This is a genomic window from Frankia sp. EI5c (assembly GCF_001636565.1).
Classification (GTDB): domain Bacteria; phylum Actinomycetota; class Actinomycetes; order Frankiales; family Frankiaceae; genus Parafrankia.
This window is the reverse complement of the sequence record NZ_LRTK01000030.1, coordinates 78986-95513: the sequence shown is the minus strand read 5'-3', so window position 1 is coordinate 95513 and position 16528 is coordinate 78986. Positions and strand designations below refer to the sequence as shown.

11 protein-coding genes and 4 pseudogenes are annotated in these 16528 nt (G+C 72.5%); 12 read left to right on the top strand and 3 right to left on the bottom strand.

The window, feature by feature from the left end; translation table 11 throughout:
- The coding region (gene rfbD, locus UG55_RS15985) for a dTDP-4-dehydrorhamnose reductase (protein WP_242424592.1) at positions 1–643 on the bottom strand (643 nt) is incomplete at its 3' end.
- A gap of 123 nt (positions 644–766) precedes the next feature.
- On the opposite strand from rfbD, the gene UG55_RS15980 reads away from it, so the two are divergent.
- The 11 genes and pseudogenes from UG55_RS15980 to UG55_RS15950 all read left to right on the top strand — a co-directional run bounded on the left by UG55_RS15980 (position 767) and on the right by UG55_RS15950 (position 10545).
- Complete coding sequence (locus UG55_RS15980; RefSeq protein WP_242424591.1) at positions 767–2692, top strand: glycosyltransferase family 39 protein; 1926 nt, start codon at positions 767–769, stop codon at positions 2690–2692.
- Positions 2693–2784: 92 nt separating this feature from the next.
- Positions 2785–3376 (top strand): annotated as a pseudogene (locus tag UG55_RS37810) (LCP family protein); the annotation flags it as partial.
- A gap of 1 nt (position 3377) precedes the next feature.
- A partial coding sequence (locus UG55_RS15975; RefSeq protein WP_242424590.1) for an LCP family protein occupies positions 3378–4374 on the top strand: 997 nt, incomplete at its 5' end.
- Between the two features lie 297 nt (positions 4375–4671).
- A pseudogene (locus UG55_RS46275) lies at positions 4672–5246 on the top strand (LytR family transcriptional regulator); the annotation flags it as partial.
- A 1-nt stretch (position 5247) separates the two neighbouring features.
- On the top strand, positions 5248–6057 hold an 810-nt coding region (locus UG55_RS37800; protein ID WP_242424588.1), incomplete at its 5' end, for an LCP family protein.
- 188 nt (positions 6058–6245) lie between these two features.
- Positions 6246–7148: a TIGR03089 family protein gene (locus tag UG55_RS15965; protein WP_066069288.1), complete on the top strand. Its 903-nt coding sequence runs from the start codon at positions 6246–6248 to the stop codon at positions 7146–7148.
- 518 nt (positions 7149–7666) lie between these two features.
- Positions 7667–7740 (top strand): annotated as a pseudogene (locus UG55_RS37795) (GtrA family protein); the annotation flags it as partial.
- A gap of 1 nt (position 7741) precedes the next feature.
- A partial coding sequence (locus tag UG55_RS15960) for a GtrA family protein (protein WP_242424587.1) occupies positions 7742–8110 on the top strand: 369 nt, incomplete at its 5' end.
- Between the two features lie 245 nt (positions 8111–8355).
- Positions 8356–8737, top strand: a pseudogene (locus UG55_RS37790) (TetR/AcrR family transcriptional regulator); the annotation flags it as partial.
- A 1-nt stretch (position 8738) separates the two neighbouring features.
- Positions 8739–8958: TetR-like C-terminal domain-containing protein (locus UG55_RS37785; protein ID WP_242424585.1), on the top strand; the 220-nt coding region annotated here is incomplete at its 5' end.
- 393 nt (positions 8959–9351) lie between these two features.
- Positions 9352–10545 carry a hypothetical protein gene (locus UG55_RS15950; protein WP_066069278.1) on the top strand — a complete coding sequence of 398 codons (1194 nt, stop codon included), beginning with the start codon at positions 9352–9354 and terminating at the stop codon, positions 10543–10545.
- A gap of 2584 nt (positions 10546–13129) precedes the next feature.
- Here the strand turns inward: UG55_RS15950 and UG55_RS15935 are convergent.
- A complete protein-coding gene (locus UG55_RS15935; RefSeq protein WP_066069273.1) occupies positions 13130–13639 on the bottom strand; it encodes a PH domain-containing protein in 510 nt (169 codons plus the stop codon).
- 182 nt (positions 13640–13821) lie between these two features.
- Positions 13822–14673, bottom strand: coding sequence for a biotin--[acetyl-CoA-carboxylase] ligase (locus tag UG55_RS15930; protein WP_128423018.1), 852 nt, complete (start codon positions 14671–14673; stop codon positions 13822–13824).
- Positions 14674–14909: 236 nt separating this feature from the next.
- On the opposite strand from UG55_RS15930, the gene UG55_RS15925 reads away from it, so the two are divergent.
- The gene (locus UG55_RS15925) at positions 14910–16505 is read left to right on the top strand and encodes an acyl-CoA carboxylase subunit beta (RefSeq protein ID WP_066069270.1); all 1596 of its coding nucleotides are present in this window, start codon (positions 14910–14912) and stop codon (positions 16503–16505) included.
- The last annotated feature ends 23 nt before the right edge of the window (positions 16506–16528 follow it).

Here is a 16528-nt window from a genome sequence, read left to right as displayed (position 1 = left end):
GGCGCTCGGTGACCAGGTCGAGCAGGCCGGCGGCGAGATCGGCCGACCAGGTCGGGCTGCCGTGCTGGTCGGCGACGACGGTGAGCCGGTCACGCTCACGGGCCAGCCGCGCGATCGTCTTCACGAAGTTGCCGCCCGTCCGCCCGTAGACCCAGGCGGTGCGCACGACGTACGAGCCCGGGCAGAGCGCCAGCACGGCCTCCTCCCCGGCGAGCTTCGTCCGCCCGTAGGCTCCGACCGGCGCCGGCGGGTCGTTCGTCTCGTATGGCTTGGTGGCCGTGCCGTCGAAGACGTAGTCGGTGGAGATGTGCACCAGCGTGGCTCCGGCCTGGGCACAGGCCGCCGCCAGGTGGGCCGGGCCGGCCGCGTTCACCGCGTAGGCACCGGCCTCGTCCGCCTCGGCACCGTCGACATCCGTCCAGGCCGCGGTGTTGATGACGACGAGGCCACCCTGGACGTTGGCGGGGCGGGTCTGATCCCTGATGACCGCTCGCACCCGGGCCGCGTCGGCGAGGTCGAGTTCGGAGCGGGTGAGGCCGGCCCAGGCGAGCACACGCGGGCTGGCGGCACGCGACTCTGCGTCCAGGAGACGACACAGGTCGCTGCCGAGCTGTCCACCGGCACCAGTGACGAGGATGCGCACCCCGCGAGTCTTGCAGACGTTTCCGGCCAGCCGGTGACACCCCGGCAGTAACACCGCCGTCACAACGGCCCGGCCGTGGCGGTACCGACCGGGGCGCGGCGGGTGCGGCTAACCTGGCCCCTGATGACGCTCGAGACTCCCATGCCGGAAAAGTCCGGGTCACCCACGCCGGAGCCGACCGGCTCGCGCGAGCCCGGGCAGGGCGGTGCCAGCCCGCCCGCCGGCCAGCCACCGGCGACCCCGTCCCGGGAGAGCCGGCCGCGCGCCGAGCGCCCACGCGGGCCGCGGCGCCCGGAGATCCCGGCCCTGGTTCTGCTCATCACAGCGCTGCATGTGGCACTTCTGGTGACCTACTCGTTCGTCTACACCACCTGGACGGGCTACGACGAGGCCCAGCACGTCGACATGGTCTACGGCCTGCAGCACGGGGCCGGCTGGCCCGCGCCCGGCGAGAAGATGATCGCCACCGGGGTCGCGGCGACCTCGGACGACTTCGACCGCGGCCGCTTCCAGGACATGTTCCAGTCGGGCGGCAAACGCCGCGGCTCACCGTCGTTCGCCGAGATCGACCCCACGCCGCGCGGCAGCCGGCTCTCCTTCGACGAGCTGGGGGGCGCGACCCCCGTCGACGACGGCCGGCTGTCGAACCAGATGATCCAGCATCCGCCACTGGTCTACGCCGTCGGCGCCGGGCTGCTGGAGGTCCTGCCCGGCGCCGAGGGCTGGACCTACGACCAGCAGGTGCTGGCCCTGCGGCTGCTGAACATCCTCATCGTCGCGCCGCTGCCGTTGCTCGCCTGGGCGGCGGCGCGCCGGTTCGGGCTACCCGGGCCGCTGGCCACCGCGGCCGCGGCCCTGCCGCTGGCGGTGCCCGGGTTCACCCGGGTGGGTGCGACGTTCAACAACGACGGCATTCTGATTCTCGCGACCGGCGCGCTCGCCGTGGTGCTGGCCGGCGTCCTGCGCGGCGATCTGCGCCGGCGCACCGCCGCGTGGGCCGGCCTCTGGTTCGGCGTCGCGATGCTGTCCAAGGCGTTCGCGTTCGCACTCCCGTTCACGATCATCGCCGCCTACCTAGTCGGCTGGCGGTACGCCCGGCGAGACCCGGAACGGGAGGCAGCCCAGCCCCCGGAACAGACCACGGAACGGACCACGGGACAGACGGCGGGAGACAGCGCGGGCGGCCCGGCACGGGGCGACGGGCGGCCCCGGCTGCCGGTGCTGCCCGCGGCGATCGCCGTCGGCCTGGGGCTGGCGATCGGCGGCTGGTGGTGGGTCCGCAACTACCTGCTCTACGACGCCGTCCAGCCGAACGGGTGGGCCGCGAATCCGCCGCGCCGGGAGCCACTGCTGCTCCCCGACTCCTTCTTCACCTGGTTCTGGTACTTCTTCCGGACGATGATCAGCAGGTTCTGGGGCGGCCTCGGCATGTTCGAGCCGCCACAGCTCTCCCCGGTGGCGATCGTCGCGGCGACGGTGGCCGTGATCGGGCTGGGGGTGACGGCGGTGGTCACGGCCGCGCGCCGCGGAGCACCGGCAGCCGGCCCGGGGTGGGCCACCCGCGCGGCCGCTCCGCTGGTGCTGCTCGCCCCCGTGGCCTTCGCGTACCTGATGGTCGGCCAGCGCAGCTGGGCCGAGTACGAGCGGTACACCCGGGGCATCGCCGTTCAGGGCCGGTACCTGTACCTGGGCCTGGTGGGGCTGGCGGTGGTCCTCGCCGCCGGGCTCGGGCGGGCGCTCGGCCGGCGGGCCGGGTGGGCGCCGGCGGTCGTGCTGACCGGTGCCCTCGTCATGCAGGTACTCGCCCTGATCGCGGTGTGCAGCTACTACTGGCTGCCGCGAGGTGTCGATCTCACCCCCGCCCGCGTTCCGGATGTCGTCTCCGCGGTCGCCCGCTGGGCGCCGCTGCCCTGCGGGATCACCGTTGCCACGGTCACGCTGACCGCCCTGCTGTGGGCCGTCGTCCTCCCACTCTCCGTGATCCGACGACATCGCGAGGACTCGGCCCCTCGGACGCATGTGCCGTCACAGTCCGGGTACGTTGAGTAGCCGAAGGCCGGTCGCGGAACGACCGGACCGCGGAGGGGCCGGACATCCAACGACCACTCCGAGTTACCCGGCGTACCACGGAGGGGGGCGCGGTGACCGGCGCTGTACCGCGCGCCGCGGCCGAGCAGGAGCCTGGTCACGATCCGCGATCCGGCCCTGACCCGCGATCCGGCCCTGGCCCGCGATCCGGCTCTGGCCCGCGATCCGGCTCTGGCCCGCGGCCCGAGAGGAGCGCTCCGGGCTGCCCCGGGCGCCGGCCGGTAGCCGCGCGGATCGCCACCGGGCTCTGCGCCCTCCTGTCCTGCCTGATCTTCGGCTTCGCGGTCGGCGGATTCGCGCTCTACGAGCACTTCGACCGGCAGATCAACCGGCTGCGGCTCAGCCTGGACGGTGACCGCCCCGCAAATCCGGTCGAGGGGACGACCAACTTCCTCCTCGTCGGCTCGGACAGCCGCGCCGGCACGGGCAACGAGTTCCAGCGCGACGGCGAGGTCGCCGGCCAGCGTTCCGACACCACGATCCTCGCCCATCTCGACGCGAACGGGACGACCACCCTGGTCTCCTTCCCGCGCGACACACTCGTCCACATACCGGGTCACGGGCGGGACAAGCTGACCCAGGCGATCTCCATCGGCGGGCCGTCGCTGCTCATCCGGACCATCGAGAACCTCACCGACATCCGGGNGGACCACTACGTATCGGTTGATCTCGCCGGCTTCCGCGAGATGACCGACGCCATCGGTGGGGTGACCGTCTGTGTGAAGGCCCTGCCGGACGGCTCCCGGACCAACCTGCGGGACGAATGGTCGCAGTGGCGCGGGAAGGTCGGCGAGAACCACCTCGACGGCGATCAGGCCCTCGCCTTCGTCCGGCAACGCCACGGGCTGCCCGACAACGACTTCGACCGCATCCGGCGCCAGCAGCAGTTCATCGGCGCGGTGTTCCGAAAGGCCACCAGCGAAGGCGTGCTGACGAATCCCGCGCGGCTGGAGAATCTGATCAGCGCGACGACGAGATCCCTCACCATCGACGACAGCACGGACATCGACGACATCCGCCTCCTCGCGAAGCGGCTGGGCTCGATGAGCTCCGACCAGATCAGGTTCGTCACGATCCCCGTGCACGCCCCGAGCCCGGCCGAGGGCGGGAACGCCGTCGGCGAGCTGCCGCGGTTCGGCTCGGTGCAGCTGTACGACCCCGCGCAGCTCGACGCGTTCCTCGCACCGCTGCGCGGGCGGGTGCCCACCGGTCCCGCGCCGACGAAGCCCACGACGCTGCCACCGCGGGAGGTGACCGTCGACGTCTTCAACGCCGCGCGGATCGGCGGCCTGGCCGGAACGGTCAGCGGTGACCTGTCGAAGCTCGGCTTCCGGGTCGGTTCCCCGCGGGACTGGCCGGCCGGCGCCCGCGCGCACACCGAGGTCCGGTACGCGCCCGGGCAGGAGGCCGCGGCGCGCGCGGTGGCCGCCGTCGTGCCGGACGCCCGGCTGGTACCGGACAGCAACCTCGTCGACCGGGTGGCGCTCGTCCTCGGCAGCTCGTTCCAGAACGTGCGTTCCGCCGACGCCCTCCCGGCGGGCGCCCGCGCCGTCTCCGGACCCGGCTCCGGGGAGCCGACGGCCAGCACCCGGCCCTCCGCGCCCGTGACCGCCACGGAGCTGACCACCGCCTGCACCTACTGACCCTCCCCGCCGCTGCCCCGCCGCCGGCTGGCAGACCACCGCCTGGCCCACCGCCTGGCCCACCGCCGGTGGCCCACCGCCGACACCGCTGACTGGCCGGCCGCGGGCTACCCGGCTGCGATCACCCGGCACCGACTACCGAACGCGACCAGGCGGCCGGCGTCCACGGGCCTGCCGGATGCGGTGCGTGGCCCCTGGGACGCGGATGCGGGCCAGGGTCCTCGACGTGCCGGATGTCACGGTCCGATCAACCGACCCGGGCAACCAGGCCGCCGCCCCGGGCGTCACATTGTGGTGATGGCGAGGCGTACGGATGATTTCTCCGCCTTCGCGCCCGGGCCGGAGCCGCCGACCAGGGCGGACCAGGCCGCGGCGACCCGCCGGCACGTTTCGCGCGCGGACGGCCGGGCTGGCCGCACGGGCGCGGCCCGGCGGCTCCCGCCGGCGCTGGACCCGCGCGCCGGCCGCCGGCGGCCCTCACCGCTGCGCCGACTGTCCGTCACCCTGGTGGCGATGATCTCGATTTCGGTCCTCGCGGTCACCTCCGTCGGCTGGGCCGCCTACCGGCAGTTCGACCGCGCCGTCGACCGCAGGGACTGGGAGCCGGTCGCCGGCAACCGGCCCGCGGAGGTTCCCGGCGACCTGAACATCCTGCTGCTCGGCAACGACAGCAGGGAGGGGACGAACGGCGAGTTCGGCGATCCCGGCGGCACCCGGGCCGACACGACGATCATCGCTCACCTCGACTCGGACGGCACCGCGACGCTGGTCTCCTTCCCCCGCGACACGCTGGTGCCGGTCGTGCCCGCCTCGGCCGCGACCGCCCGGGACGGCCTGTCCAAGATCGCTGATGTGATCCCGCTGGCCGGGGTNCCCGGCCTGATCTCCACGCTGGAGCAGTTCACCGGCCTGCGGATCGACCACACGGTATCGATCAACCTCGCCGGTTTCCGCGCGATGACCGACGCCGTGGGCGGCGTCACCGTGTGCGTGGCGCCGCTGCCGGACGGCAGCACCCGCAACCTGCGCGACGCGGAGTCAGGCTGGCGCGGCCAGCTCGGCGACAACCGGCTGGACGGGGACCAGGCGCTGGCGTTCGTACGCACCCGCAAGGCGCTCGGGGAGGAACGGCTGCGCATCCTGCGTCAGCAGCAGTTCCTCTCCCGCCTGCTCCACGAGGCCACCAGCACCGGCGTGCTCACCAATCCCGCGAAGATCTCCAGCCTGCTCGGCGCCGTCGGCGGGACGCTGGAGACGAGCAGGAGCCTCACCCGGACCGAGATGCTGCGGTTGGCCAGGCGAGTCAGTGATCTAGGCCCGGGGGGCCCGCGGTTCGTCACGATCCCGACCTACGTGCCACTCGCCGCCGACGGGGCCGTGGACGACAAGGGCACGATCCCGCCGCACGGGATGGTTCTGCTGCACGAACCGGCCGGCCTGGAGGCGCTGCTCGCGCCCATGCGCGCCGGCGGCGGGGCGGCGGCGCCCGACCCCGCCACGCTGTCTGCCCCCGCCACGCTGTCTGCCCCCGCCACGCTGTCTGCCCCCGCCGGGTCGTCGCCCCCCTCGGTTCCGTCGATGGGCTCCTCGACCGCGGGCACCCCACCCCCGGGGACCGGAGCCGCGGGCAGTTCACCCGCCACAGCGTCTCCGCCGCCGGCCGACACCTCCTGCACCCCGTGAGCGGCGGCGGATCCGGCAGACCCGAACGGTACGACGCACCAGGCCGCGACCCGGACGTTCGCGGATGTGGACGCCCGAGTCGGTAGCGTTACCCACCAAGGCGGATCATCGAGAACTCGGCACCGCCGGAAGCCGGACACCGCCCGGCTCACCCCTGTCGACGACGACCGAATTGGAGCCCGGAACAGGTGGACGTCCGGTTCGTCTCAGCAGCCTCGATTCTTCGCCCGGTCGCCGTGCCTCCGGACACGCCGGCCGCGCCGTTCCCGGGGATCGCCGCGGCCCTCTCGGCCCGGCTCACCCGCGACCCGGGCCGGCCGATGATCACCTTCTACGACGACGCGACCGGCGAACGGGTGGAGTTCTCCACCACCACGTTGGACAACTGGGTCGCCAAGACCGCCAACCTGCTCGTCGACACCGTCGGCCTGGCCCCCGGGGACTCCGTCGGCCTCGACCTGCCCGCGCACTGGACGAGCTGCGTGATCCTCCTGGCTGCCTGGTCGGCGGGCATGGACGTCCGGATAGCCATGCAGGAGCCGGGTCCGGAGGAATCCGCTCAGGAGGGGCCCGGCCTGGAGGAGCGGAGCGGGCCCGCGGCGGCCGACCTCGGCGTCGCCTTCGTCGGCGAGGACCGGATCGACGTCGCGACCGCGCTCGGTGTCGACGAGATCATCGGATTGTCGCTGCGGCCCCTGGGTGGCCGGATGCGGGCCGCCGTTCCCGGCGTGCTCGACTACGCGGTCGAGGTGCCCCCGCACGGCGACCGCTTCCTGCCGCCGCCCCCGCCCGCCGGGCAGGCGGAGTTCCTGCGCCTCGCCGCCGGTGTCGCGCACCGGGACGCGCTGGGGCCGGACGACCGCGTCCTCACCGCGGGCGCGCCGGCCAGCACCGCCGGGCTGCTGATGGCCGTGCTGGTACCGCTGGTTTGCGGCGCGTCGGTCGTGCTGTGCCGGCATCTCGACCGTCTCGACCCGGCCGCGCTGGCGCGCCGGGTGGGGAGTGAGCGCGTCAGCGCCCTGGACTGGTCCGTGCCGCGGCCGCTCGCCGACGGCCTGCCCACCCGGGTCCGCCGGCTCGGCCCGGTGTAGGCGCCGGCACCGCCGAACCCACTGCCCGGAACGGGGCACGCGGCTGGCTGTGACCTGGGCTTTGAGCGCGTTTGGCAATTCGGCGAGCGGACCCGGGCGGCGCGACGTATCGGGTGCGGGTCAGCCGGGAACACTGAGGCGGTGAGCCGTCACCCAGCGCTGTCACGGACCGGTTGTTTCCGCGTCCGCGCCCAGCTCGATACCCGTCCGACCGGCCCGGTGGACCGTTCTCGCCGGGACTCCGCAACGGTGACGTCATGACCGGGCCGCGACGGGCCGCCAGCCCACAACGCTCGGCTTTCCACAAGCAACGGACGCCGGTCCGTAAACGGACGATTCGGGATGGCAGCCCCACCGGCACCCGTGGGCCGCGCATTCGGGGGTGGCGGCCGGGTCCCGGCAGGCCGTCGGTAGTCTCTCCTGGTGGTCAAAATCGATGTCCGCAAAGTCGATCGGCGCCGCCTGTGGTGAGCCATCGCATGCAACGGTCACCGCTTCAGGTACTCATCCATGAGGTNGGCAAGTTCGGGATCGTCGGCGCGGTCTGCTACGCGATCGACTTCGCAATCTCGAACCTGTGCCACACCCTTCTNGGGATGGGGCCGCTCAGCGCGAAGACCGTATCGACGGTGATCGCGGCGACCTGCGCGTACATCGGCAACCGGCACTGGTCGTTCAACCACCGGGCCCGCACCGGCGTCCGCCGCGAGTACACCCTGTTCGTGGTCCTCAACGCGATCGGCCTGCTCATCGCGCTCGCGTGCCTGGGCTTCGCCCGGTACGTGCTGCACCTCGAAGGGGTCGTCGCGTTCAACCTGTTCGGCAACGTTCTCGGCACGGGGCTGGGCACGGTCTTCCGCTTCTGGACCTACAAGAAATACGTGTTCCTGCACCCGGACCACCCGAAGGTGGCGGTGCCGGTCAAGGACCAGCGGATTCCCGAGCCGGCCGGACAGGCCTGACCCGGCGGTGTCGTCCGGTCCCCGGTTACCCGAAACCTCCGGGGAGCCGGACAACATCCAGCCCACACCCTGGTCCCGACGGGACCCAAGGGAACAGGATGGTTCCGGTACCGATCAGTTCTCCTGGTCGTCGGCTGCGCTAGGCTCTCGTGACCAGCCCACGCACAGCGTGCCGAATTCTCCACCAGACGTGACCTGAACCCGGGCTCACGACGCGGCCCGCTCGAGGTCCAGGAGGGTGCGCCGTGACGCGGCCGACACTCGCATCGCCCAGACCAGGCGGTCGCCCCCGCGACGAGAGCAGGGACCACACGATCCGTGAGGCCGCTCTTGAGCTGCTGGCCGAGCACGGCTACGACGGCGTGACGATGGACCGGGTCGCCACCCGCGCCAAAGCCGGGAAGGCCACCATCTACCGGCGCTGGCCGTCCAAGATCGCACTGGTGATGGACGCCCTCACCCAGTTCACCGAACGGACGCTGCAGGTTCCCGAGGCCGACTCGATGCGCAGCGAAATGGTCGCCTTCCTCACCGGCTTCGCCGAACTGGTCGGCAGCGCGGAGGGCCGGATCATGGCCGAAATGGTCTCCGAGATGCCCCGCAATCCGGAACTACGTGCCGCGGTGCNGGAACGCATGTGGAGCCAGCGGCAGTCCTCGTCGGAGTCCATCGTCAACCGCGGGATCGCCCGCGGCGAGGTGGCCGCGAACGCCGATCCGACCCTGCTCGTGGAAATCGGCACAGCACTGATCCTGCAACGGCTACTCATCACCGGCGACAAGGTCGACAGCCCGTTCATCGAACATGTCGTGGATGACGTGATCCTGCCCTACGCACGCGGCATCTGATCCTGGATCATCACCAGTGGTAGCGGCGGGGCGGCAGAAGAGCGGCCCGGCGACGATCGAGCGATGCGATTACGCGGAGTGACTACACGGAAACTCCGGCCGCATCCTCATGTCCGGAATGCGACCCGCAACCGCCCAGTCCGCACCGAACTCCTACTCTTGGGCGGGCACCCGGCGTCGCTCCCTCGCGCCTTCCGTCAGCACCGTCCTACCGCTCTCGGCAGCAGGGACGACCGGGCGCCCGCGAATGCCCAGCAGTTCGACGCCCGGTACCTCGACCCCAGTCACGCGGCGCCGTCACGCGGGGTTGTCCAGGTTCCACCGCCCCACCCCACCGGGCACGGTCACACCGGCCGTTGACGCGGGCGACACAGGCACATCAGGAGGGACGTCATGCAGCCACCGAACCCGGGTGCGCACGACCCGGACGCCGAGACTCGGCGGGTCGACAGCGGTGGTCACGGTTTCAGCGATGATGCCGAGACCCAGCTCGTCAACGGCGGTGGCGCGGCGCAACCCGGTGCTTATCCGCCTCCCGGCGGTGGTTACCAGCAGCCGGGCCCGGCCCCGGCCGGCGGACACCAGCCCCCGGCGGGCGGAGGCTACGGACAGCCGGGCTACCAGCAGACCGCGGCCTACCCGCAGACGGCGGGCTACCCACAGCCCGACGGTTACCCGCCGGCCGACGGTTACCAGCAGGCCGGGTATCCCGACCACAACCAGCAGGGTTACCCCCAGACCGCCGGCTACCAGCAGGGCTATCAGCAGCCCGGCTACGGCCAGGACGGCTACCCGCAGACCGGTGGCTACCAGCAGACCGGTGGCTACCAGCAGGGCGGGTACAACGCCGGCTACCAGCAGGGCGGATACGACGCCTACCCGCCGGGCTATCCCGGCGGGCCGGGTGCTCCCGGTGGTCCCGGCGGCCCCGGCTCCGGCTCCGGCAACCGACGCAACATCATCATCATCGCGGTGGCCGCGGTCGTCGCGCTCGCCATCGCCATTCCGGTCGCGCTGATCGCCACGAAGGGCTCCGACGACAAGCCGGACCGGCCGGTGACGGCGTCCACGCTGACGCCCTCGGTCACGACGAGCACGACCACCAGCCCGTCACCGACGACCACGACGGCCGCACCGACACCGAGCGCGACCCCGACCACCGAGTCCTTCACCTCGGCCCAGTCCGCGCTGGTCGCGAAGCTGGACCCGACGACGATGACCGAGTGTGAGCCGAACTCGAGTGCCGAGGACAGCAACATCGACGCGGCGCTGTTCTGCACCGCGGACAACGGGCAGCTGGTGGCCGCCTACCAGTACAAGTCAACCTCGGCGATGAACGACGACGTCGACGGCCGCGAGACACTCGTCACCGACCAGGGCGACTGCAAGAGCGGGGACCCGGACATCTTCACCTGGAACTTCCACGAGGGCGAGACCGAGGGCACCGCCCTTTGCTACTACTACGAGAACAATTTCTTCATCTTCTGGACCTATAACGACGAGCTGCTGTCGTTCATGGCCCTGGACGAGAACCCGAGCGCGCTCTACGAATGGTGGACCGACTTCGACCCCATCCCGCAGAGCTGAGCAGGACGGATCGGCGTCCGGGCACGTTCGCGCCAGGGGGCGGGCAGCGCTCGGGCACGGGCACTCCGGACACGTCGGGTCCGCCGCAGCGGACCCGACGAGGGATCAACGGGCGATGAATCGCTGAGATGCCGAGGAGTCCGGCAGAACATGTGCGCCTAGTCTGTTGCCGCACACATCATCCGGATGGCCGTCATCCAGTCCCCTCTGTTCGTTCCGGCTTCGGTACGTCCGGCCAGATCCCGCTCAGGAGGAATCGTGCCCAGCCAAGACCCCGGCCACGGCGCGTCGCCCGCCCAGGAGCCGCCCCGCTCACCGGGTCCGGGCGAGACGCCCGTTCCCGCGGACGCGGAGAACGTCACGGATGCCGCGAACGTCGAGGACGAGGCGGACAGCACGACAGTGCTGAGGCCCGGTGGCCTTCCTGGGATGTCGGGTTCGATCCCCGGGGTCTCCGGCGGGCCGCCCGCGCCCGGTGCCTTCCCGGGCCTCTACGCGGATCCGGCCGCCGGTCCGCCCCGGCAGGGTGGTCCCCAGCCTCCCGGGCTGCATCCCCCGGATCACGCCCCGCCCCCCGGGCTCGCGCCGGCCGGCCCGGGATGGCCTCCCTCGCCGCCGGGCGGGTTCCCACCGCCGCAGGGCGGGTTCCCGCCGCCGCAACCGCAGGGCCCCGCCTGGCCGGCTCCGCCGGCACAGTTCGATCAGCCGACCCAGTTCGATCAGCCGACCCAGTTCGGGCAGCCACCGCAGTTCGGGCAGCCACCGCAGTTCGGGCAGCCACCGCAGTTCGGGCAGCCACCGCAGTTCGGGCAGCCAGCGCCGTCGCGACCGCCCGCGCCCCCCGCGCACTCGGGACCGCCCGCCATGGACTCGGCGGACCTGCCGGAGGACCTCACCTATCGGCTGTCCCCACCGGGCCCGAACCCGGCCGGCCAGGAGCCCGGTGGACCGCGAGGGCCGCGCGACGGCCGTGAACCTCTGCTGGCGCCCCTGACCGGGCCCCATCCGCTGCCGCCTCCGCCCAAGGAGTCGTTCACGGTGCGCCGCCCGCCGCTGCCGCCGCCCGGGCGCATCAGCGACGGTCCCTCCTGGCCGGCGCCGACGCCGACGCCGAACTACGCGGACTCCCCCTCGGGCGGCGGGCTGCTCCCGGCCATCCCGCCCAGGATCACCTCACCGGGGGGGCCTCTCGCCGGCCTGGGCGGCCCCGACTTCCCGCCCCGCCCCGGCCCGGACCGCCCGGACCGCCCGGGCCCCGGCGGCACATCCGAGCCGCCTCGGCGCCGGGCCGGCGCGCTCGCCGTGATCGCCGGCGTGGCGGCGGTGGTCGTGATCGGCGCGATCATCGGCATCGTCGTGACGACGCGGGGGCCGGACGACGCCGCGACGACGCCGGTCGCGAGTGCACCGGCGAACGCCGTCGCCCCGCTCGGGCCGACCGACGGCGCCAGCCCGGAACAGCCTTCGGCGCCACCGGCCGGGAATCCCGAGGATGCTCTGCGTGCCCTGCTCAATCCGGTGACGATGACAGGCTGCGAGGCGCCGCAGCGCAGCGACAGCAGCTACGCCGACGCCACCCTGCGGTGTATCGGCGCCGAGGGTGTCGAGGTCCTCGCCTATCACTTCCCCGACCGCTCCGCCCTCGNCCGGCAGATCGGCGCGCGCGAGACCTACTACACCGACTCCGGGAACTGCGACGACGGCCAGGAGAGCTCCGAGCAGTGGAGTTCCCCGCAGGAACCGAACGGCGGAACCCGGCTCTGCTACCGGTACGCCGACCAGTTCGTCACCCTGTGGAGCATCAACGACTCGCTGGTCGCCTTCGCCGCGGCGGACCAGGACCCCGGACGTCTGATCGCGTGGTGGCGTGGATTCGATCCCATCCGCCGGTGACGCACCGGGCCGGNGGCGCCGTCTCCTGGTCGCCGGTGTGCTCGCGCTGGCCGCGCTCGTCTGCGCGGGCGTGATGATCGCACTCGCGGCCACCAACGGGCAGTCGCCCCCCGCGGAGACCGACCCCGCCGGAACCCCGCGGCCCGCGGGGTCGCCGACCGCCTCCGCGGCGCCCGCGACCGGACCGGAACCGCCGGTGCGCACCGACGCCGAACGCGACCTCGCCGCGAGGCTGTCCTCGTTCGAGCTGACTGACTGCCAGGCCGCCACCGACGACGTGACCGGCTCGGCCGGGCCGGGCGGGCCGACCGAAGCCAGGGCGTCCGGCGTGACCGCCGCCCTGCGTTGTGCCCCCGGGGTGGCGGCGGGGGGCCGGCCGCCGACGGAGGTGGTCGTGCTCGGCTATGCCGACGCCGGCGCGATGACCGCGGACGCGGCCCGGCGCTCGGCGGCGACCGTGGATGTCGGGTCCTGCGAGGCCGGGCAGACCAGCAGCGAGGCATACCTTCTCCCGTCCCGGCGCACCGGCACCTTCGTCTGCGAGGCCGAGCCGGGAGGTTTCACCATCTACTGGACGATCGACCGCGAGCGGGTCGGCTTCATCGCGGAGTCCGCCGACCCGAACGGCCTGATCGCCTGGTGGCGCGCGTTCGACCCGCTCTGATCCCGCGGAGTCCGGGTCGGGGCCGGCTCAGCCGCCGGAGCGGCGGCGGATGTCGGCTGCCTCCGCCGCCTCGTACAGGGTCGCGTGCACATCCTCCACCCGCGGCACGTGGGTGAGAACGGTCCGGCCCCGCTCGCCGTCGCTGTCGATCGACAGGGTGCCCGAGTTCGTCAGACGGTCGATCAGCGACTGGTCGTAGGAGACGTCCCGCAGCCAGACGAGCGGGATGTCCCGGCCGGTGCGGGTCACGACGCCCTCGCGGATCATCAGGCGCTCGGTGGTGATCACGTAGTGGGTCGTGATCCAGCGCAGCCAGGGCGCGACGCCGAAGTACCCGATGGCGGCGAGGCCCAGAGCGAGCACCAGGTACTGGACCGCCTCCCGCAGGAAGCCGTCGGGCACGAAGAACACCCCGAGGGTCGTGAGACCAAGCGCGACGACGACGGAGATCGCGGGTAGCACGAGACTGCCCCAGTGCGGGTGCAGGTGGAGAACCACATCTTCGTCGTCGGTCAGAACGTCGTCCGGAAACGCCACGGCCAGATCGTCGCATCCCGGACAGTCGTGGCCCAGCAGCGGTCAGCATCCTGACCGATCGCGCCGCTCGGCACCGGCCCCGGTACTCGGCGGACCCGGGCGGGGAGACCCGTGCGCAGCAGGCCCGTGTGGAGCGGGCCCGTGTGGAGCGGGCCCGTGTGGAGCGGGCCCGTGCGCGGCGATCAGCGAAGGTGGATCACGTCGGCGGCGCTGAACGCGCGGCCGTCCACCACGAGCCGGCCGAACTCGTCCACGTCGGAGGCGATCCCGCGGACCGATGTCCCGTCGGGCAGCTCGACCCGCACCGGGCGCCCCAGCGTCGAGCAGACCTCCCGGTACTCGCCCCGGGCCTGCTCCGGCGACGTCTCCCAGCGCCGGACGGCGGCGACCAGATCGGTGAGGAGGGCACCGAGCAGCTCCTGGCGGTCCAGGCGGGCCGGGTCGACCTCCAGCAGAAGCAGGCTGGTGGAACGGGGCGGCAGTTCGTCCGCCAGGGCGGTGACGTTCAGCCCGAACCCGATGACGGCCGCCGGCGGCGACGCCGGCCCGGGCACGAGCTCCACGAGGATGCCGGCGAGCTTCGCGCCCGCCACCTGGACGTCGTTCGGCCACTTGAGCATCGCGGCGACGCCCGCGTACGAGCGCAGCGTGCGGACCAGGGACGTGCCGACGACGAGCGGCAGCCAGCCCAGCCAACGGGCGGTCACCGTGGGGCGCACCAGCAGGGAGACCATGAGCCCGGCACCCGCCAGCGACTCCCACGACCGGTCGAGGCGCCCACGGCCCGCGGTCTGCCACTCGGCGACGAGGACCACGTCGCCCGGGGGCTGCGCGTCGCCCGGGGGCTGCGCGTCGCCTCCGCCGGCGAGAGCTGGCGCGCCCAGCCCGGTGACGCCGCCGATTCCGCGCGCGATCCGGGCCAGCTCGGCGTTCGTCGAGTCGATCTCGGCCACCACGGCCAGTCGGCAGCCGAGGCGGGCGGCGAGCGGCCGGAGCGCCGCGGCGTCCAGCGGTTGCCGCAGCCCGGTCGGCACGCCGGGTCCCTTTCCGGCCGGGGCGGCGTCTCCGCGGGGCTCCGCGACGGGCGCGGCCGCTTCATCAGGCCCCTGGCCTGCGGCGGAGGAGTTGACGACGGGATCGGACGGGGACGTTGGCCGTCCGAGCGGATCAATAGACGCAGCGGGCACCGGACTACCCTCCCAGAGGCCGGGTGAGACGGTCTCCACATCAATCGAGCACGTGGACCGCCGATCGCCGTACGCTTCGCACTATGGCTCTCCCGGCTTCCGCGCACGAACCGACACCCGAACCGCACAGCACCGCCGGTCGGCTCGCACGATTGCAGGCAGTGACCGACGAGGCTGTCCATGCCGGTTCTCAGCGCGCGGTGGACGCGCAGCACGCCAAGGGCAAGATGACGGCGCGGGAGCGGATCGAGGCCTTCCTCGACCCGGGTTCGTTCGTCGAAACCGACGCGTTCGCCCGGCACCGCTCGCACGACTTCGGCCTGGAGAGCAACCGGCCGTACGGCGACGGCGTCGTCACCGGCTACGGGACGGTGGACGGCCGTCAGGTCTGTGTCTTCAGCCAGGACTTCACGGTCTTCGGCGGCAGCCTGGGTGAGGTCTTCGGCGAGAAGATCGTCAAGATCATGGACCTGGCCCTGCGGACCGGGGTGCCGGTCGTCGGCATCAACGACTCCGGTGGCGCGCGTATCCAGGAGGGCGTCGTCTCGCTCGGCCTGTACGGCGAGATCTTCTACCGCAACGTCATGGCGTCCGGGGTCGTGCCGCAGCTCTCGCTCATCATGGGCCCGTGCGCGGGCGGGGCGGTGTACTCCCCGGCGATCACCGACTTCACGCTGATGGTCGACCAGACCAGCCACATGTTCATCACCGGCCCCGACGTGATCAAAGAGGTCACCGGCGAGGACGTCGGGATGGAGGAGCTGGGCGGCGCCCACACCCACAACTCCCGCAGCGGCGTCGCGCACTTCCAGGCCGCGGACGAGAACGACTGCCTGGAGCTGGCCCGCGCCCTGCTGTCCTACCTGCCCTCGAACAACATGGACGAGGTGCCCACGTACGCCGAGGTGGCCGACGTCGAGGCCGAGGTCGACCCCGAGCTCGACACCTTCATCCCGGACTCGGCGAACACCCCTTACGACATGCACCAGGTGATCGAGCGGATCCTGGACGAAGAGGACTTCCTCGAGGTCCACGCCCAGTTCGCCCAGAACATGATCGTCGGTTTCGGCCGGATTGACGGCCGTTCGGTCGGCGTCGTGGCGAACCAGCCGATGCAGTTCGCCGGCACGCTGGACATCGACGCCAGCGAGAAGGCCGCGCGCTTCGTGCGGACGTGCGACGCGTTCAACATTCCGGTGCTGACCTTCGTGGACGTCCCCGGGTTCCTTCCGGGCACGTCGCAGGAATGGAACGGCATCATCCGCCGCGGCGCGAAGCTCATCTACGCCTACGCCGAGGCGACCGTCCCCAAGGTCACGGTCATCACCCGCAAGGCCTACGGCGGCGCCTATGACGTCATGGGTTCCAAGCACCTGCGCGCCGACATCAACCTCGCCTGGCCGACGGCCGAGATCGCGGTCATGGGCGCCCGCGGCGCGGTGAACATCATCTACCGCCGCGAACTCGCCGGCTCGGAGGCTCCCGACGAGCGCCGGGCCGAGCTGATCCAGGACTACACCGATCACTTCGCGACCCCGTACATCGCCGCCGAGCGCGGTTACCTGGACGCTGTCATCCAGCCGTCGGTGACCCGCCGCGAGGTCATCCGCGCGCTGCGCCTGCTGCGGACCAAGCGCGCGACGCTGCCGCCGAAGAAGCACGGCAACATCCCGCTGTAGGGCGGCTTCCGGCCAGCGGGCCG

Bases quoted from the DNA above. Each gene is read 5' to 3' on its own strand.
- UG55_RS15925 (WP_066069270.1), top strand. From the start codon at position 14,910: ATGGCTCTCCCGGCTTCCGCGCACGAACCGACACCCGAACCGCACAGC.
- UG55_RS15980 (WP_242424591.1), top strand. From the start codon at position 767: ATGACGCTCGAGACTCCCATGCCGGAAAAGTCCGGGTCACCCACGCCG.
- UG55_RS15950 (WP_066069278.1), top strand. From the start codon at position 9,352: ATGCAGCCACCGAACCCGGGTGCGCACGACCCGGACGCCGAGACTCGG.